Origin of the sequence: Acidovorax sp. GBBC 1281, from assembly GCF_028473645.1 — a bacterium.
Classification (GTDB): Bacteria; Pseudomonadota; Gammaproteobacteria; order Burkholderiales; family Burkholderiaceae_C; genus Paracidovorax.
In genome coordinates this window covers 3,704,950-3,731,476 of record NZ_CP097269.1, presented here as the reverse complement: position 1 = coordinate 3,731,476, position 26,527 = coordinate 3,704,950, and the positions used below count along the sequence as shown (strand labels likewise).

The 26,527-nt window shown below is 69.6% G+C and carries 19 protein-coding genes; 7 read left to right on the top strand and 12 right to left on the bottom strand.

From position 1 onward, the window contains the following. Positions 1-23 precede the first annotated feature (23 nt). From treS to modA, 6 genes are all read right to left on the bottom strand, one after another. Positions 24-3,425, bottom strand: coding sequence for a maltose alpha-D-glucosyltransferase (gene treS, locus M5C96_RS17390; RefSeq protein WP_272564382.1), 3,402 nt, complete (start codon positions 3,423-3,425; stop codon positions 24-26). Between the two features lie 15 nt (positions 3,426-3,440). Further along, complete coding sequence (locus M5C96_RS17385) at positions 3,441-5,600, bottom strand: alpha-1,4-glucan--maltose-1-phosphate maltosyltransferase (protein WP_272564381.1); 2,160 nt, start codon at positions 5,598-5,600, stop codon at positions 3,441-3,443. After that, positions 5,587-7,512 (bottom strand): 1,4-alpha-glucan branching protein GlgB, encoded by a 1,926-nt coding sequence (gene glgB / locus M5C96_RS17380; protein WP_272569764.1) that lies wholly within the window; start codon positions 7,510-7,512, stop codon positions 5,587-5,589. The genes M5C96_RS17385 and glgB overlap by 14 nt, the downstream gene beginning before the upstream one ends. A 225-nt stretch (positions 7,513-7,737) precedes the next feature. Then, positions 7,738-8,856 (bottom strand): molybdenum ABC transporter ATP-binding protein, encoded by a 1,119-nt coding sequence (gene modC / locus M5C96_RS17375; protein WP_272564380.1) that lies wholly within the window; start codon positions 8,854-8,856, stop codon positions 7,738-7,740. After that, positions 8,853-9,539: a molybdate ABC transporter permease subunit gene (gene modB, locus M5C96_RS17370; protein ID WP_272564379.1), complete on the bottom strand. Its 687-nt coding sequence runs from the start codon at positions 9,537-9,539 to the stop codon at positions 8,853-8,855. The genes modC and modB overlap by 4 nt, the downstream gene beginning before the upstream one ends. Positions 9,540-9,585: 46 nt before the next feature. Continuing rightward, on the bottom strand, positions 9,586-10,350 hold the full coding sequence (modA, locus tag M5C96_RS17365; protein ID WP_272564378.1) for a molybdate ABC transporter substrate-binding protein: 765 nt from the start codon (positions 10,348-10,350) through the stop codon (positions 9,586-9,588). An 82-nt stretch (positions 10,351-10,432) separates the two neighbouring features. Between modA and M5C96_RS17360 the strand changes: the two genes are divergently transcribed. Beyond that, complete coding sequence (locus tag M5C96_RS17360) at positions 10,433-11,194, top strand: TOBE domain-containing protein (protein ID WP_272564377.1); 762 nt, start codon at positions 10,433-10,435, stop codon at positions 11,192-11,194. 22 nt (positions 11,195-11,216) lie between these two features. Here the strand turns inward: M5C96_RS17360 and M5C96_RS17355 are convergent, their stop codons facing one another. The 3 genes from M5C96_RS17355 to M5C96_RS17345 all read right to left on the bottom strand — a co-directional run bounded on the left by M5C96_RS17355 (position 11,217) and on the right by M5C96_RS17345 (position 13,126). Continuing rightward, positions 11,217-11,864 (bottom strand): hypothetical protein, encoded by a 648-nt coding sequence (locus M5C96_RS17355; RefSeq protein WP_272564376.1) that lies wholly within the window; start codon positions 11,862-11,864, stop codon positions 11,217-11,219. Positions 11,865-11,917: 53 nt separating this feature from the next. After that, positions 11,918-12,499, bottom strand: coding sequence for a hypothetical protein (locus tag M5C96_RS17350; protein ID WP_272564374.1), 582 nt, complete (start codon positions 12,497-12,499; stop codon positions 11,918-11,920). A gap of 258 nt (positions 12,500-12,757) precedes the next feature. After that, on the bottom strand, positions 12,758-13,126 hold the full coding sequence (locus M5C96_RS17345; RefSeq protein WP_272564372.1) for a hypothetical protein: 369 nt from the start codon (positions 13,124-13,126) through the stop codon (positions 12,758-12,760). 149 nt (positions 13,127-13,275) lie between these two features. Between M5C96_RS17345 and M5C96_RS17340 the strand changes: the two genes are divergently transcribed. Further along, positions 13,276-13,917 (top strand): ABC transporter ATP-binding protein, encoded by a 642-nt coding sequence (locus M5C96_RS17340; RefSeq protein WP_272564371.1) that lies wholly within the window; start codon positions 13,276-13,278, stop codon positions 13,915-13,917. Positions 13,918-14,052: 135 nt separating this feature from the next. After that, positions 14,053-14,685: a LysE family translocator gene (locus M5C96_RS17335; protein ID WP_272564369.1), complete on the top strand. Its 633-nt coding sequence runs from the start codon at positions 14,053-14,055 to the stop codon at positions 14,683-14,685. Positions 14,686-14,756: 71 nt separating this feature from the next. On the opposite strand, the gene M5C96_RS17330 is transcribed toward M5C96_RS17335, so the two are convergent. The 3 genes from M5C96_RS17330 to M5C96_RS17320 form a co-directional block, all read right to left on the bottom strand. Beyond that, positions 14,757-15,596, bottom strand: a complete 840-nt coding sequence (locus tag M5C96_RS17330) for a LytR/AlgR family response regulator transcription factor (RefSeq protein ID WP_272564366.1) — start codon at positions 15,594-15,596, stop codon at positions 14,757-14,759. Then, positions 15,593-16,663 (bottom strand): sensor histidine kinase, encoded by a 1,071-nt coding sequence (locus tag M5C96_RS17325; RefSeq protein ID WP_272564364.1) that lies wholly within the window; start codon positions 16,661-16,663, stop codon positions 15,593-15,595. Before M5C96_RS17325 ends, M5C96_RS17330 begins: the two co-directional genes overlap by 4 nt. A gap of 74 nt (positions 16,664-16,737) precedes the next feature. Further along, the gene (locus M5C96_RS17320) at positions 16,738-17,046 is read right to left on the bottom strand and encodes a 2TM domain-containing protein (RefSeq protein ID WP_272564362.1); all 309 of its coding nucleotides are present in this window, start codon (positions 17,044-17,046) and stop codon (positions 16,738-16,740) included. 258 nt (positions 17,047-17,304) lie between these two features. Here M5C96_RS17320 and M5C96_RS17315 point away from each other — a divergent pair, with 258 nt between their 5' ends. Genes M5C96_RS17315 through M5C96_RS17300 form a run of 4 tightly spaced genes read left to right on the top strand, consistent with a single transcriptional unit; the run spans position 17,305 to position 26,525 of the window. Continuing rightward, positions 17,305-18,744, top strand: a complete 1,440-nt coding sequence (locus M5C96_RS17315; protein WP_272564360.1) for an efflux RND transporter periplasmic adaptor subunit — start codon at positions 17,305-17,307, stop codon at positions 18,742-18,744. Between the two features lie 19 nt (positions 18,745-18,763). Beyond that, entirely contained in the window at positions 18,764-21,886 is a 3,123-nt protein-coding gene (locus M5C96_RS17310; RefSeq protein WP_272564358.1) for an efflux RND transporter permease subunit, read from the top strand. Continuing rightward, positions 21,883-25,086, top strand: coding sequence for an efflux RND transporter permease subunit (locus tag M5C96_RS17305; RefSeq protein WP_272564356.1), 3,204 nt, complete (start codon positions 21,883-21,885; stop codon positions 25,084-25,086). The genes M5C96_RS17310 and M5C96_RS17305 overlap by 4 nt, the downstream gene beginning before the upstream one ends. Continuing rightward, on the top strand, positions 25,083-26,525 hold the full coding sequence (locus M5C96_RS17300; protein WP_272564355.1) for an efflux transporter outer membrane subunit: 1,443 nt from the start codon (positions 25,083-25,085) through the stop codon (positions 26,523-26,525). The genes M5C96_RS17305 and M5C96_RS17300 overlap by 4 nt, the downstream gene beginning before the upstream one ends. Positions 26,526-26,527: the final 2 nt, after the last annotated feature.

The window sequence follows — 26,527 nt, the reverse complement described above, 5'->3', positions numbered from 1 at the left end:
TTGGCGGGCCGGGTGACCGGCGCCTACGGTGCCGCAGGGGCGGGCGAGGGCGAGGCCGCGGCGCCGATGAGCGCCAGCAGCCCCTGCAGCGGCACCTGCGCCCAATCGACGCGGTTGCCGAGTTCGTAGCGCAGCTCGTACAGCGCCTTCTCGATCTCGAACAGCGCCACGATGGCGCCGTCCGGCACGGGGGCCACCTCCAGATGGGCGCCGGGGTGGGTGGCCGGGGCGCTGGCCTCGGCGGCATAGGCCTCGAGAAACGCGGCGCGCGTCTCGCGTTCCCATTGCTGGGCCGCTTCGTCCAGGCGCAGCATCTCCTCGGTGGACTGTGTCATCCGCTTGAGCGCGGCCCAGCGGGCGTAGTTGAACGAGCGCAGCATGCCCGCCACGTCGCGCAGGGGCGAGCTCTTGGCGCGGCGCTGCTCGAAGGTGCGGCCGGGTTCGCCCTCGAAGTCGATGATGACGAAGTCGTTGTCGGTCACCAGCACCTGGCCCAGGTGGTAGTCGCCGTGGTAGCGCGTCTTGTGGCCGGACGGGGTCACGCCGGTGCCCTGGCCGATGCGGTCCATGAGGGTGGCGCGCCGGGCCAGCAGGGCCTGGGCATCGGTGCGCGCGGCGGGGGGCAGGTCGGCCATGCGCTGCTCCAGCAGCGCCAGCGTGTCGGCTGCCTCGGCCAGGGCGCGCTCATGGAAGGCCTGAACGTCCTGCGCGGTGACCGGCTCCGGATCGAACGCCGGGTTGCCGGTGCGCAGCGCGAGCGCCCGGTGCAGGCCGGCGGTGCGGCGGCCGAGGGTTCGCACCAGCGCGAGGAAGCCTCCGTGCACGTCCGCCGTGGCGCCCGAAGCGATGCGCGTGTCTTCCAGAAACCGCTCCAGGTAGCCCAGGGTGTATTCCCAGCCGTCGCCCTGGTTGGACACGTAGGACTGCACCAGGGCCAGCGTCATGGTCGTACCGTCGCCCGCGACGTACTCGACCGCGCCGCCCACCGGCACGCAGTGCTCGAAGCGCGCGGCCTCGGTCAGGAAGCGGCCCACCTCCAGTTCGGGATTGACCCCGTTGCGCACGTGCCGGTAGCCCTTGAGGAACAGCTTTTCGCCCAGGGTGACCACGGTGTTGCTGCTCTGCGCGCCCGGGCGCCCCACAGTGAGGTCATCCAGTCCCTGCGCCATTCCGGCGAAGGCCACGGTGCTGCGAAAACGCAGCGTGCCGCCACGGTCGGTTCCCAGCTGCTCGTTGGCACCGATGGCCCGCACCACCGCGCGGCAGAAGGCCTCGTCGTGGAAGGCGTCGCCCATCACGCCCACGTTGGCCTGCTGGCGCACGCGCGCCACGCCGCCGGGCGAGAGCCGGCGCATGCGCTCTTCATCGCCTTCTTCCCAGGCCAGGGCCAGGGGAACGAAGTACGAGGCGGGCGGCGCGGACGGGGCCTCGACATTCAGGATCGGCAGCATCCATTCGTAGCCGCCATCGGTCTTCCACACGGTGTGGTCCTGGATGCGGGCGCGCTCGATGGCCGTGCCCTTGCCGGCGTACCAGCGCTGCAGTTCGATGTAGCGCGGCAGCGTGTCGGACTCGAATTGCACGCGCATGCGTTCGGCCATGCCGATGCGCCAGGGCATCACGTTTTCGCGGAAGAAGCTGGTCCAGCCGTCGAACAGCACCAGCACCGGGCGCTCCTGCAGGTCGAGCCCGTCCTGGTGCCAGGACGGCACCTGCGCCTCGGTGGAAAGGCGGAACCAGTAGAACCCGTAGGAGTGCAGCGTGAGCAGGTAGGGCAGGTCGCCGATGGGCGGGAAGGTGACCCGGCCCAGCATTTCCAGCGGCGCGCGCCCCTTGTAGGCCGACAGGTCCAGCTCCACCGGCTGGGCGGCGCGAGACAGGTTGAACACGGTCAGGATCACGTCGTCGCCGTGTTCGCTGATGTAGGCGAGGATCTTGCGGTTGCCCGGCTTCAGGAAGATGCGCCGGCCACGCCCGAAGGCCCGGCTGGTCTTGCGCACGGCCAGCATGCGGCGGGTCCAGTTGAGCAGCGAGCTCTGGTCGCTGGCCTGGGCCTCGACGTTCAGCGCCTCGTAGCCGTACACGGCATCCATGATGGGCTGCAGGTACAGCCGCTGCGGGTCTGCGCGCGAGAAGCCGGCGTTGCGGTCGGGGTTCCACTGCATCGGCGTGCGCACGCCGTTGCGGTCGCCCACGAACACGTTGTCGCCCATGCCGATCTCGTCGCCGTAGTAGATGATGGGCGAGCCGGGCATGGACAGCAGCATGCCGTTCATGAGCTTCACGCGGTCGATGTCGTTTTCCATCAGCGGCGCCAGGCGGCGGCGGATGCCGAGATTGATGCGCGCGCGCATGTCGGCGGCGTACATGGTGTACATGTAGTCGCGTTCCTTGCTGGTCACCATCTCCAGCGTCAACTCGTCGTGGTTGCGCAGGAAGATCGCCCACTGGCAGCCGTCGGGGATGTCGGGCGTCTGCTGCAGGATCTCGACGATGGGGTGGCGGTCTTCCTGGGCGATGGCCATGTACATGCGCGGCATCAGCGGGAAGTGGTAGGCCATGTGGCATTCGTCGCCATCGCCGAAATACTCGCGCACGTCCTCCGGCCACATGTTGGCCTCGGCCAGCAGGAAGCGGTTCTTGTATTCGGCATCGATCGCGGCGCGCAGCCGCTTGATCACCGCGTGCGTCTCGGGCAGGTTCTCGTTGCTGGTGCCGTCGCGCTCGATCAGGTAGGGGATCGCGTCCAGCCGGAAGCCGTCCACGCCCATGTCGAGCCAGAAGCGCATGGTCTTGAGCACCGCCTCCATCACCAGCGGGTTGTCGAAGTTCAGGTCCGGCTGGTGGCTGAAGAACCGGTGCCAGTAGTAGGCCTTGGCCACCGGGTCCCAGGCCCAGTTCGACGTCTCGGTGTCGGTGAAGATGATGCGCGTGCCTTGGTAGATCTGGTCGGTGTCGCTCCACACGTAGAAGTCGCGCTCGGGCGAGCCGGGCGGCGCGGTGCGCGCGCGCTGGAACCAGGGATGCTCGGCAGAGGTGTGGTTGATGACCAGCTCGGTGATCACGCGCAGGCCGCGCTGGTGGGCCGCGTCCAGCATTTCGCGGAAGTCGTCCAGCGTGCCGTACTGCGGGTGGACGTCTTCGTACTCGGAGATGTCGTAGCCGTCGTCACGCAGCGGCGATGGGTAGAACGGCATCAGCCATATCGTGTTGACCCCGAGGTCCTTCACGTAGTCGAGCTTGGCGGTCACGCCCTTGAAATCGCCCACCCCGTCGCCGTTGGTGTCGAAGAAGGCCTTGACGTTGAGCTGGTAGATGACCGCGTCCCGGTACCACTGGGGATCGTCGCTGGTGTCGATCTCCGTGTTCTCGGGGGTGACGGCCGGCTCCGGCTCGGGCAGGGGGTGGACCAAAGGTGCATTCATGGGCGGCTCTTCTTTTTATTCAAAATGGTCGAAGTCGTCGTGGCGGCCGACGCGCCGGCGCACGACGAACACGTGGGCGGGCGAGCGGTGAGGGTCCAGCAGCACGTAGTGCGCATCGCCCTGCCAGACGAATCGCTGCTGACTCAGCAGGTCGTGCATCTGCCAGTCAGTGGGCAGGGGTGCGGGCTTCGAGGCCGGCATGTCGGACGTGGAGGGGTCGGTGGCTGCGATGTCCGCCGCCGACAGCCGCAGCCAGCCCGACTGCGGGTGGTGCGGGTCCAGGTTGACCACGGTGACCACGATGTTCCGTCCGTCGGCGGAGTGCTTCATGTAAGCCAGCAGCTGGTCGTTGTCCACATGCAGGAAGCGCAGCCTGTGGTCCGCATGCAGGGCCGGGTTCTCGCGCCGGATCTGGTTCACGCGGGTGATGAAGGCGCGCAGGTTGCCGGGGCGCTCCAGGTCCCAGTGGCGCAGCTGATACTTTTCGGAGTCGAGGTATTCCTCGCTGCCCGGCCCGCGCGGCAGGTGGTCCAGCAGCTCGTAGGCCGGGCCGTAGATGCCGTAGTTGGCGGCCAGCGTGGCGGCCAGCACCAGCCGTGCCATGAAGACGGCCGGCTCGCCGCCCTGCAGGTGCTCGTGCAGGATGTCCGGCGTGTTGGGCCAGGCGTTGGGCCGGAAATACTCGCGGCCCGGTCCGGTGGACAGCTCGGTGAAGTACTCCGTCAGCTCGTGCTTGGTGTTGCGCCACGTGAAGTAGGTGTACGACTGGGTGAAGCCCCGCTTGGCCAGCCCGTGCATCACCTTGGGCCGCGTGAAGGCTTCGGCCAGGAAGATCGTGTCCGGGTGGTCGCGCTGAATCTCGGCGATCACCCATTCCCAGAACGGAAAGGCCTTGGTGTGCGGGTTGTCCACCCGGAAGATGCGCACGCCCTCGCCGATCCAGTGCTCGAACACGCTTTTGAGTTCGCTCCACAGGCCGCGCCAGTCGTCGCATTCGAAGTTGAAGGGATAGATGTCCTGGTACTTCTTGGGCGGGTTCTCGGCGTACTGCACCGTGCCGTCGGGGCGCCAGCGGAACCAGTCGGGGTGTTCCTTCACGTAGGGGTGGTCCGGTGCGCACTGAAAGGCGATGTCCAGCGCCACTTCCAGGCCCTGCTCCTTGGCGGCCACGACCAGACGGCGAAAGTCCTGCACGGTGCCCAGTTCGGGCAGGATGGCCTTGTGCCCACCCTCCTTCGCGCCGATGGCCCAAGGGCTGCCCACGTCGTCGGGCCCCGCGGCCAGGGCATTGTTCTTGCCCTTGCGCTGCTCCCGCCCGATGGGGTGGATGGGCGGGAAGTACAGCACGTCAAAGCCCATGGCCGAGATATCGGCCAGGCGCGCCTCGACGTCGCGGAACGTGCCGTGCACGCCCGCGGTGGGTGCGGCGGAGCGGGGGAACAGCTCGTACCAGGTGCTGTAACGGGCCCGCTCGCGGTCGGCCCGCAGCGGCAGGGCGTCGGGGTAGCGCACCTCGAAGCGGCGGTCAGGGTGGCGGCGCATCGCCGCGGCGGCGGCTTCGTCCAGCGCCAGGGCCTTGAGCATGTCTGCATCGCCCTCGGCCTGGGCGCCGCGTTCTAGGGCCTGGGCCCAATCGGTCAGGTCGCTGCGGTCCTGGGCGGCGCTGGCACGCTGGGCGGCCGCCAGGGCTTCCGCCGCGCCCACGCGCGCGGCGACGCGGATGTCCTGCGGATCGACGCGGCGTTCGAGTTCCCGGCGCCAGGATTCGAACGGGTCCACCCAGGCCGACACGGTGTAGCGGTACAGGCCCGGCTCGGGCGGCGTGAAGTCGGCCACCCATTCGTCGTTGCCGCTGGCCTCCATGGCCACTTCAGTGGCGTCTGCGGGGGCTGCAGTGGCGTTGCCATCCCGATCGCGCCACCACTGCAGCGCCACGCGCAAGACGTCTTGCCCGTCGGTGAAGCAGTGCGCGGTGATGCGGGCCGGCTCGCCGGCCACGCGCTTGGCGGCAAAGCGACCGCCGTCCACGCAGGGGAGCACGGCTTCGACCACGGCGCGCACGCGGCCGTCTGCGCCGCCGACCGGGGTCAACAGGGTGGGCGGGCTCGCTGGCGACGCCGGAGAGGCATTGGCCGCAGGGCGGAAAGAAGAGGGCAGGGTGTCAGGCTTTGGCATGGCGCGCAGGCTCCTGTCGGAAGATGAGGGTGGAGAGCGGCGGCAGCGTGAGGCACAGCGATTGTTCCCACTGGTGCGACCGCACAGGCGCGGCCTCCACGCCGCCCAGGTTGCCCCAGCCGGCGCCGCCGAACTCGCGCGCATCGCTGTTGAGCAACTCCTGCCAGTAGCCGGAGGACGGCACGCCCACCAGGTAATTGGTGCGCGGCACGGGCGTGAGGTTGCAGACCACCAGCACCGGGCCGGCGCCGTCTTCCCGCGCCGCCCGATGGCTGGGCTTGCGCAGGAAGGCGATCACGCTCTGCCCGGCGTCGTCGGCCTCCACCCATTGAAAACCCTCCGCCGAAAAGTCCACTTCATGCAGAGCGGGCTCGCTGCGATAGACGCGGTTGAGTTCGCGGATCAGGCGCTGCACGCCACCGTGCAACGGGCTGTCGCACACCCACCATTCGAGTTCGCCTTCATGTGTCCACTCGCGGCGCTGGCCGAACTCGCCGCCCATGAAGAGCAGCTTCTTGCCCGGGTGCGACCACATCAGGCCGAACAGCGCGCGCAGGTTGGCGAACTGCTGCCACTCGTCGCCGGGCATCTTGTTGATCAGCGAGCCCTTGCCGTACACCACTTCGTCGTGCGAGAGCGGCAGCACGAAGTTCTCGTTGAAGGCATACACCAGCGAGAACGTGAGCTTGTGGTGGTGGTATCGACGGTTGACCGGGTCTTCCTTCAGGTAGGCCAGCGTGTCGTGCATCCAGCCCATGTTCCACTTCATGCCGAAGCCCAGGCCGTTCATCTCCACGGGGCGCGAGACCATCGGCCAGGCGGTGGATTCCTCCGCGATGCTGACCGTGTCCGGGTGGTCGCGGTAGACCGCTCGGTTGAGCAGCCGCATGAACTCGATGGCTTCCAGGTTCTCGCGACCGCCGTGGCGGTTGGGTATCCACTCGCCGTCCTTGCGGGCGTAGTCCAGATAGAGCATGGACGCGACCGCATCCACGCGCAGCCCGTCCAGGTGGTACTTGTCGAGCCAGAACAGGCCGGAGGAGATGAGAAAGCTGCGCACCTCGTGCCGGCCGTAATTGAAGATGGCCGAGCTCCATTCGGGGTGGAAACCCTGGCGCGGGTCTGAATGCTCGTACAGGTGGGTGCCATCGAACTCCGCCAGCCCGTGGGCGTCCACCGGAAAGTGGGAGGGCACCCAGTCCAGCAGCACGCCGATGCCGCGCTGGTGCAGGTGGTCCACGAAGTACATGAAGTCCTGCGGGGTGCCGTAGCGCGAGGTGGGCGCGAAGTACCCGGTGGTCTGGTAGCCCCAGGAGCCATAGAACGGGTGTTCGGTGATGGGCATCAGTTCCACGTGCGTGAAGCCCAGGGATGTCACGTAGTCCGCCAGTTCATGGGCCAGTTCGCGGTAGTTCATGAACTGGCCGTTTCGGCGGCGCCAGGAGCCGGGGTGCATCTCGTAGATGGACATCGGTGCATCCAGCGCGTTGCGCGGCCCGCGCGATGCCATCCAGTCGCTGTCGCCCCATTCGTAGTCGAGCGACCAGATGCGCGATGCGGTGTTGGGAGGCAATTCGGCACACCCTGCGAAGGGGTCGGCCTTTTCGAGCACGCGGCCCCCGTTGTGCGACACGATGCGGTATTTGTAGGCTTGGCCGTGCGCGGCGTGGGGGGAGGCTCCCTCCCAGATGCCGCTGCCATCGGACCGGGCGTGGAGCACATCCGCATCGGGGTTCCAGCCATTCCAGTCGCCGATGACCGAGACCGATGCGGCGTTGGGTGCCCAGACGGAAAAGTCCGCACCGCCGCCCTCGCTGCGCAGGTGGCAGCCCATGGCCTGGTAGAGGCGTGAATGCGTTCCTTCGCGAAGGAGATAGGCGTCGTGGGCGGTCAGCAGGGCGGTGTGGGGCAAAGGCACGGGCTTGGATCCTTGGGGGAGTGGGCGCTCCGCGGCGCAGGGCGCGCCAGCGCAACCGGTTCACAAAACCCATTGGGGCACGTCCCGCGGGGTCGTCGCTGCGCGGGAGTGGCGCTTGGGTTTGTAGGACAGCGCCTATTCGGGGGGCATTGGGAACGCATGGCCCGATAGTGCCTTCCCTCGGCGCGCAGCGGCCGTGCCGCCCCTGCACGGCAGGGGTCAAACGAGCAGCGCCACGCCCTTGATCTGCGCGAAAACCGGCAGGCCCGGGGCCAGCCCCAGGGTGCGTGCCGAGCGCTGGGTGACGCGGGCGAGCAGGGGCGTGCCCTGGGCATCGAGCGCCACCATGGCCAGCCCCGGGCCGTCCTCGCGCAGCGCCACCACCCGCGCCGGCAGCACGTTCAGCACGCTGCTGCGCACCGGCGCGGCCAGCGCCACCGTCACATCGCGCGCCTGCACCCGAAAGCGCACGGCCGTGCCCGGCGGGTGGGGATGGGCGGTGGCCACCAGCAGCGCGCCGCCCCCGGGCAGGCGAACGTCCATGAGTTGGTCCGCCGCGTCGTAAACGTGGACCCTGCCCTCGGCCACGGTCGCCGCCGTGTCGCCCTGGGCGAGCGGCAGGTCCAGCCGCGCCAGGAGGGCCGGCGCGGGGCCGCTCGCCAGCACCCGACCGCCGCCAAGCAGCATCAGGTGCTGCGCCAGCCGGGCCACTTCGTCCTGCGCATGGCTCACGTACAGCACGGGAATGTCCAGTTCGCGCTGCAGGCGCTCCAGATAGGGCAGCACTTCGGCCTTGCGCTGCGCGTCCAGGGCGGCCAGGGGCTCGTCCATCAGGAGCACGCGGGGGCTGGCGGCCAGGGCCCGGGCCATTGCCACCCGTTGGCGTTCGCCGCCCGACAGGGTGCTTGGCTGGCGGGCCAGCAGGGGTTGCAGCCCGAGCAGTTCGACGGCCTGCTCCAGCGACACCTTCCTGCGCGCCGGGGGTGTGCGCCGCAGGCCGTACTCGAGGTTGCGGCGCACGTCCAGGTGCGCGAAAAGGCTCGATTCCTGGAACACATAGCCCAGCGCCCGCTGGTGGGTCGGGAGCCACAGGCGCTGTGCGTCGTCCTGCCACACCTGCCCATGAACGGCCACGCGCCCCTGTGCCCGCTCCAGGCCCGCCAGGGCCCGCAGGCAGGTCGTCTTGCCGCAGCCCGAGGGACCGTAGAGCGCCGTGACGCCCCGGCCGGGAAGGGACAGGTCCAGGTCCAGCGCGAAGCCGCCCGGGCGATGCAGCCTCAGGCGGGCCTCGATGGTGCCTTCGCCCGTGCAGGGCAACCGTCCCGCACCGGCCGTCATGCCGCGCCCCTGCCGGGCCGTGCGGGCTGCAGCCAGTGCAGCAACAGCAGCACCACGAACGAGAACACCACCATGCTCCCCGCCAGCCAGTGGGCCTGCAGGTATTCCATGGTCTCCACGTGGTCGTAGATCTGCACCGACACCACGCGCGTCACGCCGGGAATGTTGCCGCCCAGCATGAGCACCACCCCGAACTCTCCCACCGTGTGCGCGAAGCTCAGCACCCCCGCCGTGAGAAAGCCCGACCGCGCGAGCGGCATCCCCACGGTGAAGAAGCGGTCCCACGGGCCCGCGCCCAGCGTGGCGGCGGCTTCCATCGGCCGCGCACCCACCGCCTCGAATGCCCGTTGCAGCGGCTGCACCGCGAACGGCAGCGAGTACACGACCGATCCCACCAGCAGACCGGCGAAGGTGAAGGGCAGGGTGGCCAGGCCCATCGACTGCATCGCGCGGCCCACCGGGCCGTTGGGTCCCAGCGTGAGCAGCAGGTAGAAACCGATCACCGTGGGGGGCAGCACCAGTGGCAGCGCCACCACCGCCGAGACCGGGCCGCGCCAGCGCGACGGCGTGTGCGCCAGCCACCAGGCCAGTGGCGTGCACAGCACCAGCAGCGTGAGCGTGGTGAGCGCGGCCAGCCGCAGCGTGAGGCCGATGGCGGCCAGGTCCTGCGCAGAAAAAGGCATCGGCAGCGTGTCGGTCCGGCAGGGTCTGGCGGGGGCGTGCGGGGACTCAGAGCCCGTAGCCGTAGGCCCGGATCACCTCGCGCGCCGCGTCGCTGCGCAGGAATTTCATCAGGGCAATGGCGGCGGGCTGGTCCTTGCCCGTGGCGAGCAGGACGGCATCCTGCCGGATGGGGTCGTGCAGCGCCTCTGGCACCTGCCAGGCCGAGCCCTTGGCGATCTTGCCGCCTTCCATGACCTGCGACAGCGCCACGAAGCCCAGCTGCGCATTGCCCGTGGCCACGAACTGGTAGGTCTGCGCAATGTTCTCGCCCGTCACGAAGCGCGGCTGAAGGCGCTCGCCCAGGCCGAGCTTTTCCAGCGTCTGCACGGCCGCCAGGCCATAGGGCGCGAGCTTGGGGTTGGCGACGGCCAGATAGGTGAAATCGCCCGTCTTGAGCACCTGGCCCTGGTCGTCCACGTAGCCCTCGCGCGGGCTCCACAGCACCAGCCGTCCCACGGCATAGGTGAAGCGCGATCCCTGCACGGCCTGGCCCTCCTGCTCCAGCCGCGCGGGCGTGGTGTCGTCGGCGGACAGCAGCACCTGGAACGGTGCGCCGTTCTTGATCTGCGCATAGAACTTGCCGGTTGCCCCGAACGACAGCACGGCCTTGTGGCCGGTGGCCTGCTCGAACGCCGCGGCGATCTTCTGCATCGGCGCCGTGAAATTGGCCGCGACGGCGACGGGCACCTCCCCCGCATGGGCGTGGGCCAAGCCCGCCAGGGCCATGCCGGCAGCGGCCAGCAGTCGGATAAGGGGGGAGGCAAATCGCATGGCGCTATTCCTTGGATGAATAGCGGTCGAGTATAGCGACGGGTTTTCCGGGCGGCCCTGGACAGCGCGGCATGATGCGCCCATGACAAAGCGGCTTTCCCTCTCCGATGCGCTGGGCCAGGGCATGGCGGACCGGCGCATCGACATCCTGCGCCAGATCGGCGTGGGCGGATCGATCTCGCAGGCCGCGCGGGCCGTGGGCGTGAGCTACAAGGCCGCCTGGCAAGCAGTGGATGCGCTCACCAACCTGGCGGGCGTGCCCCTGGTGGCGCGCGCCGTGGGCGGCACCGGTGGCGGCGGCGCGCAGTTGACCCCGGCGGGGCTCGAATTGCTGAATGCGGCCGATGCGCTGGAGGAGGCCCGCCGCGAAGTGCTCGGTCGGCTGGCGCACGGCCCGGGCGGCGTGCCGGCACTGGCCCGGCTGGCGTTGCGCACCAGCCTGCGCAACCAGTGGCCCTGCACCGTGCGGGCGCTGGAGCCGATGGGGCCCTTGGTGCGCGTGCATCTGCAGGGCGAGGCGGCGCCCGGCCTGGCGCTGCGCGCGCGCATCACGCGCGAGAGCGCCGAGCTGCTGGCGCTGCGTCCGGGCCTGCCCGTGCTCGCGCTGTGCAAGGCCGCGGCCGTGCGCGTTCAGGCCGGTTTGCCGGCATCGGCTGCCGACAACGCCTGGCCGGCCAGGGCATCGCGCGTGTCGCGCGGGCCGGCGGGCGACGAGGTCTCGGCCACGCTCGATGCCGGGGTGCACATGGTGGGGTTCGCGCCCCCGTCGAGCGGCCTGCGGGCCCGTGCTCGTGTGGCGATGGCGGTGGACGAGTCGGCCGTGGTGCTGGCCGTCACGGGGTGACCGGATTTCGACTGGGCCCGGGTCACGGAGCGGTCTTGTCCAGGCTGCGCCGAAGCGCCTCGATGTCCTTCGGCTGCAATGGCATGAACTCACGCACCGTGGGGGCTTCTGGTGGGGGGTGGGCGAGTTCGTTTTCGCAGCGATCCAGGTTGCCCCGGATGGCCGCCCGCGTTGCCGCCGAAAGGGTGTAGCGCTCCCGCTCCACGGCCCGGAAGTATTCGGCCAGGGTGAGGTGGGCGCATTGGGTGAGCAAGGGGATCTGTGCGCTGGCTTGATCCAGGCTGAACGCGCTGCAGGGGGGCGGGGAAAGATACAACTGGAACAGCCGCAAATGGGCATCGGGACTGGTGCGGACCACGCGCTGCATGACGGACTCCACCGTGCGCGCGTCGAAGCCGGGAACCTTGTCGCAGTAGGCGTCCATGCTGCGACGCAACTCCAGGCCGATGCGCGCGCCGTGCATGGCTTTCAGATGCCACTCGTAGGCTTGGTCGAAGGGCGGAATGCCTGCCAGGTAATTGCCGTAAGCCCACTGCGCAGGGTTGTCGCCGCTTTCGGCGCGGCGTTGCAACTCCATCAGGCAAAAGCCGTGATACGAGTATTCATCCTGCTGGTCGCAGGTGACGGCGCTATCGATCCACCACCACGCGGTCCAGGCGCCGACCAGCAAGGAAAGGACCAGAGCGATTCGGGTGCCTGCCCCCCATTTTTTCCACCGGCGAATCATCGGCGCTTCCCCATTTTCTGCATCAAGGCCCCTTTCAGCAGATCGCCGGTATCGCGCGGAGAGGTCGGGGCCGTTGCAATGGGTTGTCCATCGGGCCCCCAGGTTCGCCATACGCCTAGACGCAACAGGTCGGGCATGGGGAGCATCGCCAATACGCCCGGGAGCTTCTCGAAGGCCCCTTGCCCCACCGCAGAACCGCCCAGCGGGTAATTCCAGGTGGTTGTCGTGGGCGCCGTGACATGCGTTCGCAACACTTGGGCCAATTCACTTGCGATGCCATCGGACGTGGCTCCCGCATTGCATGCGTCGATCAAAACCGGCTCTCCGTGCCAGAGGCCGCTGCGCCGGATCGTGTCGGCCACTTCCATGCCATGGATCATTCCCTGAATGCTTTTTGCTGTGGCATGGGCAAATACATACAAATAACCCGCAACACCCTTTTCCCTGAGTCCGGATTGATAGAGCACCTTATCCCCGGGCTGGATCAGGATGATCTTCTTCCTGATCGGGTCGATGGTCGCGATTTTTCGGACCCTCTTTTGCGAAGCATCGAGGCCTTCGAAGACCTGTTTGATCATTCCCTTTCCTGGTCCATATTGCATTCGCCCGTTGACCACGGGTTCTGCGGGCTCGCTCCGCAGCCATTGTTTCCATGCCATTGAAATTCGATTCGTGATGCCGTGACATGGCGAACCGCACGGGTCTTTGAATGCCACGCTCACGATTCACCTCCCTTTTTTTCTGCCCGTCTTCGCAGGCCGCGGGATGATAGCGGCATGCGCAATGGGGATGGCGGCCGGGGATCGCTGGCCCGCGCCCACGGCTTCATCGGGTGCTCACTCGCCTCCGAAGCGCGGTCGGAATTCCTCGCAGAACGCCGCGTTCCCGCTGATCGAGAGCGTCACCGTATGCCGCGGTGCCGCGGGTGTGCCGGGTGTGGAAACGAGGCGCCGGGTGGCCTCGTCGAAAACCAGGGACTGCACGGTGGAGACCTCCCGCACGGCCTGCAGGTCGTAGTCCCAGGCGGCGCCGTCCTCGATGGCGCCGTTCTGGTTCGGGAAGGTGGCGTGGGCCCAGCCCAGCACCTGTGCGATCTCCGCGTGCAGGGCCTGCAAGTGCTCTTCGGTCACGCTGGCCATGGCATCCCAGGTGCCGGTGCCTTCGTCGTCCTCGCTGTAGTCGAATTCCAGGTAGCGCAGGGTCATGGGGCTTCAGGTTCTTGAAAGGAAGGCGCCGGGGGTGGCGCAGCAGGGGATATTTTCGGGCAGGTTCGGACGCGCTTTGCCACAGAATGTGCAGCGCCCACGCACGTGGGCGGCTCCCTCGATCACTCTTCGCCCCTGTGAACCCCGCCATGCCTGACTCGACGACACTTTCTGCCACTTTGCTGTGCGACGGCCTGCGCTTTGCCCATGTGCAGGGCCCGGCCGTATTCGACGGCTTCACCGCCCATGCCGCGCCGGGCGCGACGCTGGTGCGGGGCGATGAGGGCTCGGGCAAGACCACGCTGCTGCGCCTGCTGGCCGGAGAGCTGCAACCCCAGGGCGGCACCGTCTGGCGGAGCGGGCGAGCGTGCAGCGACCGGGCCGCGAAGGAGGCAGGCGCGGTGTTCTGGGCCGACCCGCGCGCGACGGCGCTCGATAGCACCAGCCCAGCGGCATGGTTCGGTGCGCTGGCCAGCCACCATCCGGCGTGGGACGCTTCGGCGCTGCAGGGGCATGTGGCGGGGTTCGGGCTGGAGAGCCACCTGCCCAAGGCGATGGAGCAGCTGTCCACCGGCACGCGGCGCAAGGCGCTTTTGGCGGCCGCTTTCGCGTGCGGGGCGCCGCTGGTGCTGGTGGACGAGCCGGTGGCCGGCCTGGACCGCCCGTCGGTGCAGTACCTGCAGCAGGTGCTGGCGCAGCGGGCGGCGCAGGGCGGGCCGGGCACCGTGCTGGTGGCGCACTACGATGCGCTCGCGGGCGTGCCTTGGAACGCGGTCATCGATTTGTCCTGAGGGTGCCCGGCAACGCCGTGCACCGCCCGCCGCCGCGCGGGCTCGCAGCCGGCGCCTTCCCGGCCTACACTGCGATCCTTCTGCGCACTTTTCCTGCTTGTTTCTTTCCCTTCCGTTGCCATTCAGGAGCCTGGTATGGACGCCCTTCTTTTCGCACCCGTGGCCGTGGCGATCGCGCTCACGCCCGGCCCCAACAATTTCTGCGGCCTGAACAACGGCATCCGGGCCGGCGTGGGCACGGCGCTGGTGGCCACCATCGGGCGTGCGGCGGCGTTCGCCATCTTTTTGACGGTGTCCGCCGTGGGCCTGGGCGCGATGCTGCTGGCTTCCGAGGCGGCCTTCACGGTCGTGAAATGGGTGGGGGCGTGCTACCTGTTCTGGCTGGGCTGGAAGGCCTGGCGCAGCCAGGAGTTCGGCGGGCTGGAACTGGTGGAGGGCAGCGAGGCCACGCCCTCGGCAACTGCGGTGCCGATCCGCTCTCTGATCCTGCAGGAGTTCCTGCTGGGCATCACCAATCCCAAGGCGATCATCCTGTTCGCCGCGGTGTTTCCCCAGTTCATCGACCCCGCCCAGCCCGCGGCGCACCAGTTCCTGGTGCTGGGTTCGGTGTACCTGATGGCCGAGTTCGTCTCCACCGCCGTGTACGCCACGGGCGGGCGGCAGATTCGCCGGGTGATCCGGTCGCAGCGCGGCGTGGTGCGGCTGAACAAGGCGACGGGCGGATTCTTCATGGGCGCCGGCGGGCTGCTGCTCGCGGCCAACCGCTGACTTTGTGATTCGGCGGGCCGGCGGCGTTTGCTGCCGGGTCGCTTCGCCTCGGCTTTCGTGGCGCTCGGGCGCTACATCGCCTTGAAGCGGTGGGCGTAGAGCCGGCTCACTGCCAGGGTTTCGGGCCGCTCGCGCAGGCGCAGGTGCAACCGTCCTGATTCGTCGCGCATAGCTGAGGCGATGGCGCTGGCGCGCACCAGGGTGCCGCGGTGCACCTGCCAGAAAGTGTTCGCGTCGAGCTGGGCGGCCAGTTCCTTGAGGGGCGTGCGGATCAGGTACTCCTGCGTGGCGGTCAGCACGCGCACGTACTTGTCGGCCGCCTCGAACACCACGACGTCCGCCACCGGCACCAAGTGGATCTGCGCGCCGCTGCTGGCCTGGATGACGGTGAGCGGGGCGGGGTGCGCCGCCGCACCGGCCATGCCCGGCGCAGCGGCCCCGGGCAGCGCCACCAGTGCGCGCAGGCGGGCCAGCGTGGCCTCGAAGTCCAGCGCGGCGGGCGCGGCCTGCCGTGCGAGGGTGGCCTGCAGCTTCTGGACGGCCTTGCGCAGCCGCTCGGGCTGCACGGGCTTGAGCAGGTAGTCCACGGCCTGGGCCTCGAAGGCCTGCACGGCGTACTGGTCGTAGGCGGTCACGAACACCAGCGCGGGAAAGGGCGTGTCGGCCGGCCAGGCGTCGGCCAGCTCGGCGGCCGCCTCCAGGCCGCTCTGGCCCGGCATGCGGATGTCGAACAGGAGCACGTCGGGCCGCAGGTCCAGCGCCTGCTGCACGGCCGCGAGCCCGTCGCCCACGGTGGCGGCGATCTGAAGGTCCGGCCAGGCCCGGGCCAGCTCCTGGCGCAGGGCAGCGGCCAGCAGCGGTTCGTCTTCGGCGATCAGGGCGCGGGGCGCGCGGGAGGGCGGCAGGTTCATGGCAGCGGGGGATTCAAGGGAAATACGGCCCTGGCGCATGTTCCACTAGGGCGTTGTGCTATCAAATTAATAGTGCCTTGCTCGCCGTACAGCGTGTGCAGCCGCTCGCGCACCTGCTGCAGCCCGAAGCTCTGGCGCGCCGGGCCGGGTGGCCCGGGCGGTGCGGTGCCGCCCGCGGCCAGCCCGGCGCCCGAATCCTGCACCAGCAGTTCCAGCAGGCCGTCGGGCAATGGCCGGGCGGCGATGTGGATGCTGCCGCCTTCCACCTTCGGCTCCAGGCCGTGGCGGATGGCGTTTTCCACCAGCGGCTGCAGCAGCAGCGGCGGCACGGGCACGCGGGCGAGCGCTTCGGGCAGGTCGAGCGTGTAGGCCAGGCGCGGGCCCATGCGCACCGACATCAGCTCCAGGTAGTCGCGCAGCCGGGCGAATTCGTCGGCCAGCGGGTGCAGCGTGGCCCGCGAGGCGCCGAGTGTGGCGCGCAGGTAGTCGATCAGGTGGTCCAGCATGGCCTGGGCGCGGGGCGGGTCGGCGGCGATCAGCACGCGCAGGTTGGACAGGGTGTTGAACATCATGTGCGGCTCCAGCTGCGCCTCCAGCAGTTTGAGGCGCGCCTCGGCGGCGTCGCGTTCGACCTCGGCGATCTTGCCTTCCAGAAAGCGCGATTTTCCCTGGGCGTAGAAGAAGAACGACAGCGCCAGGCACGCCAACACCGTCGTCACCATGGCCGAACTGGGGCCGCCTGCCGACGCCAGGGTCAGGCCGGGGTGCATGCTCTCGCGGTAGGCATCGCCCAGGGCCGAGCCGAACTGAAAGCCGATGGAGCCGCCCACCGCGACCAGCGCCCAGCCGCGCCAGCCCAGGGGCCACGGGATGGGGCTATGGCGTGAGAGCCACAGGCGGCCGATGTCGATCAGCAGCCAGCTCGGCAGGCCGATGGCCAGGGAGTACACGAGCTGCACGTCCCACGGTCCCCGGCCGTAGGCGAGCTGGATGCCGGCGATGGCGGCGCAGAACGCGGCGATCACCAGCCCGTGGCGAATGGATTGGCGAAGGCTGAAGTGCTGCATGGCGGCGCTGGAGAAAGGAAAAGCTTCTGGTGGGCCGATTGTGGGGGCACTCCTGGCGGCGGCCGTGCGCCCGGTCAGCGCCGCTGCAGGGCCTGGCGCAGGGCGGCGCGCTCGCGCTCCAGCAGGCGGGCGTGCAGCCGCCCGCCCGGCAGCGCCAGCCACACCGCCGCGCCATGGATCGCCAGGCCCAGGCCCCAGCCCAGCGCGGGAAACACCGCCCAGTGGCGCCCCTGGTAGGCGGCGAGGGCGGCCAGCGCCAGGTTGACGCACAGGTACACGCAGGCGTGCAGCAGCCAGCCCATCTTGGCACCGGCCCGCTTGCGGGCCAGGCGGTCCAGGTCGTCCTGGGGGGCGAGATCGTCGGGGGTGTGGAAAGCGGGCATGGCAGCTCCTTGGGGATCGGGGTGGTCGTGGAGGGAATGGCCGCACTGTGCGCCCGGCCGCCCGGTCCGGCCAGCGCCATGCGACGAACCGCCCGCCGCGCGGCGCGAACCGCTGCGCCGGGCGACAGATTTACCTTTCTTCGCACAGCAGCCAGACAATCGGTACGCAGAGCCCCTACGATTCGGCGTGCCCCCCGTGCTGCCCCGCCGGCCGCCCGGGACGGACCTTTTCCGCGACACGCCACGCCAGCCATTTCCATGAATCCACACCCACACGACGCGCCCGTTCCCAACCCGCCGCCTTCCGCCCACCGGCCGCCCTCGCGGCGGTCGCGCTGGCTCGGCACGCTGCTGATGCTGGCCGTGGTGGTCCTGCTGGGCGGCGGCGCCTGGTATCTGGTGCAGCGCAGCACCGCCCCGGCGGGAGCGATGCGGGGCGCGGGCGGTCCCGGGGGGCCGGGCGCGCCGGGCGGGCCCGGTTTCGGCGGCGGCGGGCGGGCCATGGTCACGGTGGGCGAGGCCACGGCACGGCAGGCGTCGCTGCCGGTGGTCATCGACGCGCTAGGGACGGTCACGCCGGTCACCACGGTCACCCTGCGCCCGCAGGTGTCGGGCGTGCTCACCCAGGTGCTGTTCACCGAAGGGCAGATGGTCAAGAAGGGCCAGGTGCTGGCGCAGATCGACCCGCGCCCCTACGAGCAGGCCCTGATGCAGGCGCAGGGCACGCGCCAGCGCGACGAGGCGCAGCTCGACAATGCCCGCATCACCCTGGAGCGCTACCGCACGCTGCTGTCGCAGGACTCGATCGCGCGCCAGGATGTGGACACGCAGGCCGCGCTGGTCAAGCAGCTGCAGGGCACGGTGATGACCGACCTCGCCCAGGAGAAGACCGCGCGCCTGAACCTCGACTACACCCGCGTCACCTCGCCCGCCACGGGCCGCATCGGCCTGCGCACGGTGGACGCCGGCAACTACGTGAGTGCCGGCGAGGCCACGGGCATCGCCACCATCACGCAGATGGCGCCGATCGATGTGCAGTTCTCGGTGCCCCAGGACCGCGTGACCGACGTGCAGGCGTCGCAGCAGGGCGCGCAGCCGCTGGCCGTGACGGCGTTCGACCGCACCCGCACCACCGAGGTGGGCAAGGGGCAGTTTTCCACGCTGGACAATCTGGTGGACACCACCACGGGCACGGTCAAGGCCAAGGCCCGGTTCGAGAACGCCAACGGTGCGCTGTTTCCCAACCAGTTCGTGAACGTGCAGCTCCTGCTGCGCGAGGTGCCGGCCGTGGTGGTGCCGGTGACGGCGGTGCGCACGGGCGCCAATGGCGACTTCGTCTATGTCATCAACGAAGACCGCACGGTGTCGCTGCGCAAGGTCAAGCGTGGCCAGGCGACGGTGGGGCTGATGGCCGTCACCGAGGGCCTGAAGGCCGGCGAGCGCGTGGTGACCGAAGGCGGCGACCGTTTGAAGGACGGTGCCACCGTGCAGCTGCAGGGCGCGCGCGGCCCGGCCTCCGCAGCCAGCGGCGCCGCCGGTGCCCAGCCGCGCCGCGCACGGGCCTCGGGCCCGCGCGGGGAGGGCGAGGCCCGGGGCTTCGGCCCCCGTGGCGAGGGCCGTGGACCGGAGGGCGAGCGCCGCCAGCGCCCGCCGCAGGAGGGCGCCCAGCCCGGGGCCTCCGCCCCGCAGACCCCTTGACGACCGTCCGGCCCCACCCATGAGTCCGTCGCGTCCGTTCATCGAAAGACCCGTCGCCACTGCGCTGCTGATGGTGGCCATCGTGCTGGCCGGCCTGGTCGGCTTCAAGCTGCTGCCCCTGTCGGCGCTGCCGGAGGTGGACTACCCCACCATCCAGGTGCAGACCCTCTACCCCGGGGCCAGCCCCGAGGTCATGAGCCGCACCGTGAGTGCGCCGCTGGAGCGCCAGTTCGGGCAGATGCCGGGGCTGGCGCGCATGTCGTCCACCAGCGCCTCGGGCGTGTCCATCGTCACGCTGCAGTTCGGCCTGGGGCTGGCGCTCGACGTGGCCGAGCAGGAGGTGCAGGCCGCCATCAACGCCGGATCGTCGCTGCTGCCCACCGACCTGCCCGCGCCGCCGGTGTATGCCAAGGTGAACCCGGCCGATGCGCCGGTGCTCACGCTGGCCGTCAGCTCCGACACACTGCCGCTCACCGAAGTGCAGAACCTCGTGAACACGCGCCTGGCGCAGAAGATGAGCCAGGTGCCCGGCGTGGGCCTGGTCAGCCTGGCCGGCGGGCAGCGGCCGGCCGTGCGCATCCAGGCCGACACCAAGGCGCTGGCCTCGTACGGCATCGGGCTCGACACCTTGCGCACGGCCATCACCTCGGCCAACGCCAACAGCGCCAAGGGCAGCTTCGACGGGCCGCAGCGCTCCTACAGCATCAACGCCAACGACCAACTGGTGACGGTGGCCGACTACAAGAACCTCATCGTCACCTGGAAGAACGGCGCGCCCGTGCGCATGACCGACGTGGCCCGCGTGGTGGACAGCGCCGAGAACAACCGCCTGGGCGCCTGGGCCAACGAGACCCCGGCCATCATCCTGAACGTGCAGCGCCAGCCGGGCGCCAACGTGATCGCCACGGTGGACAACATCAAGAAGCAGCTGCCCGAGCTGCAGGCCGGGCTGCCCGCCTCGCTGAAGGTGGAGGTGCTGTCGGACCGCACCACCGGCATCCGCGCATCGGTGCACCACGTGGAGATGGAACTGGTGCTGGCCGTGCTGATGGTGGTGCTGGTGATCTTCTTTTTCCTGCACAGCCTGCGCGCCACGGTGATCGCCAGCCTGGCGGTACCGATCTCGCTCATCGGCACCTGCGGTGTGATGTACCTGCTGGGCTACAGCCTGAACAACCTGAGCCTGATGGCGCTCACCATCGCCACCGGGTTCGTGGTGGACGACGCCATCGTGATGATCGAGAACATCGCCCGCTACATCGAGGAGGGCGAGCCGCCGTTCCAGGCCGCGCTCAAGGGCGCCACGCAGATCGGCTTCACCATCATCTCGCTCACGGTGTCCCTGATCGCGGTGCTGATTCCGCTGCTGTTCATGAGCGATGTGGTGGGGCGGCTGTTCCGCGAGTTCGCGGTGACCCTGGCGCTCACCATCCTGATCTCGGCCGTGGTGTCGCTCACTCTCGTGCCCATGATGTCGGCGCGCTGGCTGAAACCCGAGCCGCCGCACGGCGAGCGGCGCGGCTTTGGCGGCGCGGTGCAGCGCGGCTTCGACCGCGTGATCGCGCGCTATGACATCTGGCTGCAGTGGGTGCTGCGCCGCCAAGGCGCCACGCTGGTGGTGGCGCTGCTCACGATGGCGCTCACGGCGCTGCTGTACGTGGTGATTCCCAAGGGGCTCTTTCCCACGCAGGACACGGGCCAGTTGCAGGCGCGCGTGGAGGCCTCGCAGGACGTGTCGTACGCCCGCATGAGCGAGTTGCAGCAGGCCGCGGCCCGCGCCATCCTGGCCGACCCGGACGTGCAGTCGCTCAGCTCCTTCATCGGGGTGGACGCGGCCAACAACACCATGCTGAACGCCGGGCGCATGCTGATCAACCTGAAGGCCGACCGCGACGGGCAGGAGGCCGTCATGCAGCGCCTGCGCGACCGCGTGCGCGCCGTGGCCGGCGTGACGCTGTACCTGCAGCCCACGCAGGACCTGACCATCGACGCCGAGACCGGGCCCACCGAGTACCGCCTGTCGATCGGCGGGGTGGATTCGGCGCAGGTCAACGAATGGACGAACAAGCTGGTGGATCGCCTGCGCACGGTGCCCCAGGTGCGCAACGCCACGTCGGATGCGGGCGCGCAGGGCCTGTCGGCCTACGTGGACATCGACCGCAACACGGCCTCGCGCCTGTCGGTCACGGCCAGTTCGGTGGACGACACGCTCTACAGCGCGTTCGGCCAACGCATCGTCTCCACCATCTTCACCGAGACCAACCAGTACCGCGTGATCCTGGAGGCGCAGCAGGAGCATCTGGACAGTCCCGAGGCGCTGGGCACCCTGCAACTGCGCACGGGCGGCGGCACGCCCACGCCGCTGTCCGCCGTGGCCACCATCCGCGAGCAGCTCGCGCCGCTGCAGGTCACCCGCGTGGCGCAGTACCCGGCCGCCACGCTGGGCTTCGACCGGGCCGAGGGCGTGTCGCTGGGCAACGCGGTCGATGCCATCCGCGCGGCGGCGCAGGAGATCGGCGTGCCGGCGGGGCTGTCGATGCAGTTCCTCGGGGCAGCGGGCGCCTATGAAAAATCGCTGTCCAGCCAACTCTGGCTGATTCTCGCGGCCATGGTGTGCGTGTACATCGTGCTGGGCGTGCTGTATGAGAGCTACATCCACCCGCTGACCATCCTGTCCACGCTGCCCTCGGCCGGCGTGGGGGCCTTGCTGATGCTCATGGTGACGGGCAACGACCTGGGAGTGATCGGCATCATCGGCATCATCCTGCTGATCGGCATCGTCAAGAAGAACGCGATCATGATGATCGACTTCGCCATCGACGCCGAGCGCCAGCAGGGCATGGCCCCGCAAGAGGCCATCCACCAGGCGGCGCTGCTGCGCTTTCGCCCGATCCTGATGACCACGCTGGCCGCGCTGTTCGCCGCGTTGCCGCTCATGCTGGGCTGGGGCGATGGGGCCGAGCTGCGCCGGCCTCTGGGCCTGGCCATCTTCGGCGGCCTGGTGCTGAGCCAGATGCTCACGTTGTTCACCACGCCGGTGATCTACCTGGCTTTCGACCGGCTGGGCCGCCGCTGGACGGGCCGGGGCACGGCCGCCGCGCCCGCGCAGTCCGGCGCGGCACCCTCCGGGCCCACGCCATGAACCTGTCGCGCCCCTTCGTCGAGCGCCCGGTCGCCACCGTGCTGCTGACCATCGGCATGGCGCTGGCGGGCATCGCCGCGTTCTTCGTGCTGCCGGTGGCGCCACTGCCGCAGGTGGATTACCCGGCCATCTCGGTGTCGGCCAGCCTAGCGGGCGCCAGCCCCGAGACCATGGCCACCAGCGTGGCCACGCCGCTGGAGCGCCGGCTGGGCGTGATCGCGGGCGTGAACGAGATGACATCCAGCAGCTCGACCGGCTCGGCCCGCGTGAGCCTGCAGTTCGACCTGAGCCGCAACATCGACAGCGCCGCGCGCGAGGTGCAGGCGGCCATCAACGCATCGCGCGTGGACCTGCCGGCCACGCTGCGCAGCAACCCCACCTACCGCAAGCGCAATCCGGCGGATGCGCCCGTCATCATCCTCACGCTGACCTCCAAGACGCGCACGCCGGGCGAGATCTACGACGCGGTCTCCAACGTGGTGAGTCAGCGCATCTCGCAGGTGGCGGGCGTGGGCGAGGTCGAGATCGGCGGTGGCTCGCTGCCCGCGGTGCGCGTGGAACTGCTGCCGTTCGCGCTCAACCGCTACGGCATCAGCACCGAAGACGTGCGCGCAGCCATCCAGGCCTCCAACGCCAACCGACCCAAGGGCGCCATCGAAGGCGACGGCAAGCGCCTGCAGATCTACACGCCTTCGCCCTCGCGCAAGGCGTCCGACTACGCCTCGCTGGTGATCGCCTGGCGCAACAACGCCCCAGTGCGCCTGGGCGACGTGGCGCGCGTGGTCAATGGCGTGGAGAACACGCGCACGCTGGGCCTGTTCAACGGCGACCCGGCCATCATCGTACTCATCACGCGCCAGCCGGGCGCCAACATCATCGACACGGTGGACGGCGTGCGTGCGCTGCTGCCCGACCTGCAGGCGCAGCTGCCGCAGGACATCCAGGTATCGGTGGCGTCGGACAGCACCAATTCCATCCGCTCGTCGCTGCGCGAGATCGAGTTCACGCTCATGGTCTCCATCGCGCTGGTGGTGCTGGTGGTGGGCCTGTTCCTGCGCAAGGCGCGCGCCACGGTCATTCCGGCGGTGGCCACGGTGGTGTCGCTGCTGGGCACCTTCGGCATCATGTATTTTCTGGGCTTCAGCCTGAACAACCTCAGCCTGATGGCCCTCACGGTGGCCACCGGCTTCGTGGTGGACGATGCCATCGTGGTGCTGGAGAACACCAGCCGCCACATCGAGGCCGGCATGGACCGCATGGCCGCGGCGCTGCTGGGCGCGCGCGAGGTGGGCTTCACGGTGCTGTCGATCAGCCTGTCGCTGGTGGCGGTGTTCATCCCGCTGCTGTTCATGGACGGGCAGGTGGGGCGCCTCTTCCGCGAATTCGCGGTCACGCTGTCGGTGGCGGTGGCGATCTCGCTGGTGATCTCGCTCACCACCACGCCGATGATGTGCGCGTGGCTGCTGCGCTCGGAAGACCCCGCCCAGGCCAAGCCCTCCGGCCGCTTCGCGCGCTGGGCCGAGCGGGGCTACGACGGCATGCTGCGCGGCTACGCCCACAGCCTGGACTGGGCGCTGGCGAGCAAGGCGCTGGTCATGCTGGTGCTGCTGGCGGTGATCGGGCTCAACGTGTACCTGTTCACCAAGATTCCCAAGGGCTACTTTCCGCAGCAGGACAACGGCCAGCTCAACGGCGGGCTGCGGGCCGACCAGAGCATCTCCTCCGACGCCCTGGCGCGCAAGCTGCGCCAGGCGGTGGGCATCATCCGCAACGATCCGGCGGTGGACACGGTGGTGGGCTTTTCCGGTGGTGGGCGGGCGGGCGGGGGCTTTCTGTTCGTGAACCTGAAGCCCGTGGGCGAACGCGCCGACAGCAGCAACGCCGTGATCGGGCGCCTGCGGCCGCAGCTGGCGCAGATCACCGGCCTGCAGGTGTTCCTGAGCCCGGTGCAGGACCTGCGCATGGGCGGGCGCTCCAGCAATTCGACCTACCAGTACACCCTCAAGAGCGACAACCTGGCCGACATGCGGCTGTGGGCCACGCGCCTGGCCGAGCGCCTGAAGCAGGAAGAACTGCTGACCGACGTGGACACCGACCAGGCCGACAACGGCGTGGAGACCTATGTGGAGGTGGACCGCGCCAGCGCCTCGCGCCTGGGCGTGAGCGCCTCGGCCATCGACAGCGCGCTCTACAACGCCTTCGGCCAGCGCTCGGTGGCGACCATCTACGGCGAGCTGAACCAGTACTCGGTCATCATGGAGTGGGCGCCGGAATACACCAAGGGCCCGCCGGCGCTGGCCGACATCTTCGTGGCGTCCAACCCGACCGGGGCCACCGGCACGGCCGCCAATCCGGGCCAGCGCGGTGCCTCCACGGGGCAGGTGCTGAGCAACACGGCATCGACCATGGTCCCGCTGAGTGCCATCGCCAAGGTGGTGGAGCGGGCCTCGCCCACCTCCATCAACCACCAGGACGGCGAACTGGCCACGACGATCTCGTTCAACCTGGACGGGAACACATCGCTGAGCCAGGCGAGACAGGTCATCGAGCAGGCAGAGGCCGACATCGCCATGCCCACCAACGTGCGCGGCAGCTTCCAGGGCACGGCCCTCGGGTTCCAGCAATCGCAGTCGCAGCAGTTCTTCCTGATCCTGGCGGCCATCGTAGTGATCTACATTGTGCTGGGCGTGCTGTACGAAAGCCTGATCCATCCCATCACCGTGCTGACCACCTTGCCTTCGGCCGGCGTGGGGGCGGTGCTGGCGCTGCTGCTGTTCAACATGCAGTTCACCATCATTGCGCTCATCGGCGTGTTCTTGCTGATCGGCATCGTGAAGAAGAACGCCATCCTCATCATCGACTTCGCGCTGGAGGCCGAGCGCGCCCGGGGCCTGTCGGCGCTGGAGGCGGTGCGCGAGGCCTGCATGCTGCGCTTTCGTCCCATCCTGATGACCACGCTGGCGGCCGCGCTGGGCGCCTTGCCGCTGGCCATCGGCTTCGGGCAGGGCTCCGAGTTGCGCCAGCCGCTGGGCGTGGCCATCATCGGCGGCCTGATCGCCAGCCAGCTGCTGACCTTGCTCACCACCCCGGTGGTCTACGTGCTGCTGGACAAGCTGCGCCGGCGCTCCGCCAACGAACACCAACTGAGCCGCGCGGCCCCGCCTGCGGGTGCCGCTGCGTCTCCACTGCAACAACCATGACATCCGCTTTTCCCTCCCTTGCCTGGGCACCCCGCGCCGTGCGCGTGGCCTGCCTGGGCGCGCTGCTGCCCCTGGCCGCCTGCTCCGTGGCGCCCGTGTACCAGCGTCCCGAACTGCCCCTGCCCACCGCCTTCAAGGAAGCGGGGGCGGTGTGGCAGCCCGCCGCGCCCGCCGATGCGATCGACCGCGGCGACTGGTGGACGCTGTTCCAGGACGACGACCTGAACCGCCTCGCCTCGCAGGTGCAACTGTCCAACCAGAACATCGCTGCCGCCGTGGCGGCCTACGCCCAGGCGCAGGCGCTGGTGCGCGAGCAGCGCGCCGGCCTGTTGCCCTCGGTCAGCCTGTCGGGCAGCGGCTCGCGCGCGGGCGGCGAAGGCTCCACCCGCCGCGGTACCACCACCCAGGCGGCACTGGGTGCGGACTGGGCACCCGATCTGTGGGGGCGCCTGGGCGGTGCAGTGGACAACGCCAGCGCCAATGCCCAGGCCAGCGAAGCCGATCTGGCTTCTGCCCGGCTGTCTGCCGTGGGCTCGCTGGTGTCGGCCTATTTCCAGCTGCGCGAAGCCGATGCCGAAATCGACCTGCTGCAGGCCACCGTGCAGGGCTACGAGCGCAGCCTGCAGATCGCCCAGAACCGCTACGCCGCTGGCGTGGTGGCCAACTCCGACGTGCTGCAGGCCCGCACCCAGCTGGCCAACGCGCGCGCGGATCTCGCCACCATGCAGCAAAACCGCGCCCGCTACGAACACGCCATCGCCGTGTTGACGGGGGTGGCACCGGCCTCGTTCACGCTGCCGCCCGCGCCCTGGAACATGCGGGCCCCCGAGGTGCCCGCAGGCATTCCGTCGACCCTGCTGCAGCGCCGCCCCGACATCGCTGCGGCCGAACGTGCGGTGGCCGCGGCCAATGCGCAGATCGGCGTGCAGCGCTCGGCCTATTACCCCAGCCTGAGCCTCACGGCCTCGCTGGGCCGCAGCGGCACCAGCGTGGGCGATCTGTTCAGCGCCTCCGGCGCGCTGTGGTCGCTGGGGCTGTCGGTGGCGCAGACGGTGTTCGACGGCGGCGCCATCGCCGCCCGGGTGGAAGGGGCCGAGGCCGCCCGCGACGCCCGCGCGGCCACCTACCGCCAGACGGTGCTGACTGCCTTCCAAGACGTGGAGGACCAGCTCACCGTGCTGCGCACGCTGCAGGCGCAGGAGCCTTTGCGCCAGGAAGCCGTGTCGGCCGCCAACCTCACCGAGCAGCAACTGCTGAACCGCTACCGCGAGGGCCAGGTGAGCTACACCGAGGTGGTGACGGCCCAGGTCACCGCGCTGTCGGCACGGCGCGCGCTGCTGCAGCTGCAGGTGAACCGACAGCTGGCGGCCGCCACGCTGGTGCAGGCGCTGGGTGGGGGATGGCAGGCGCGGTGGGAAGGCGGGGCAGGGGCGCAGTGAGC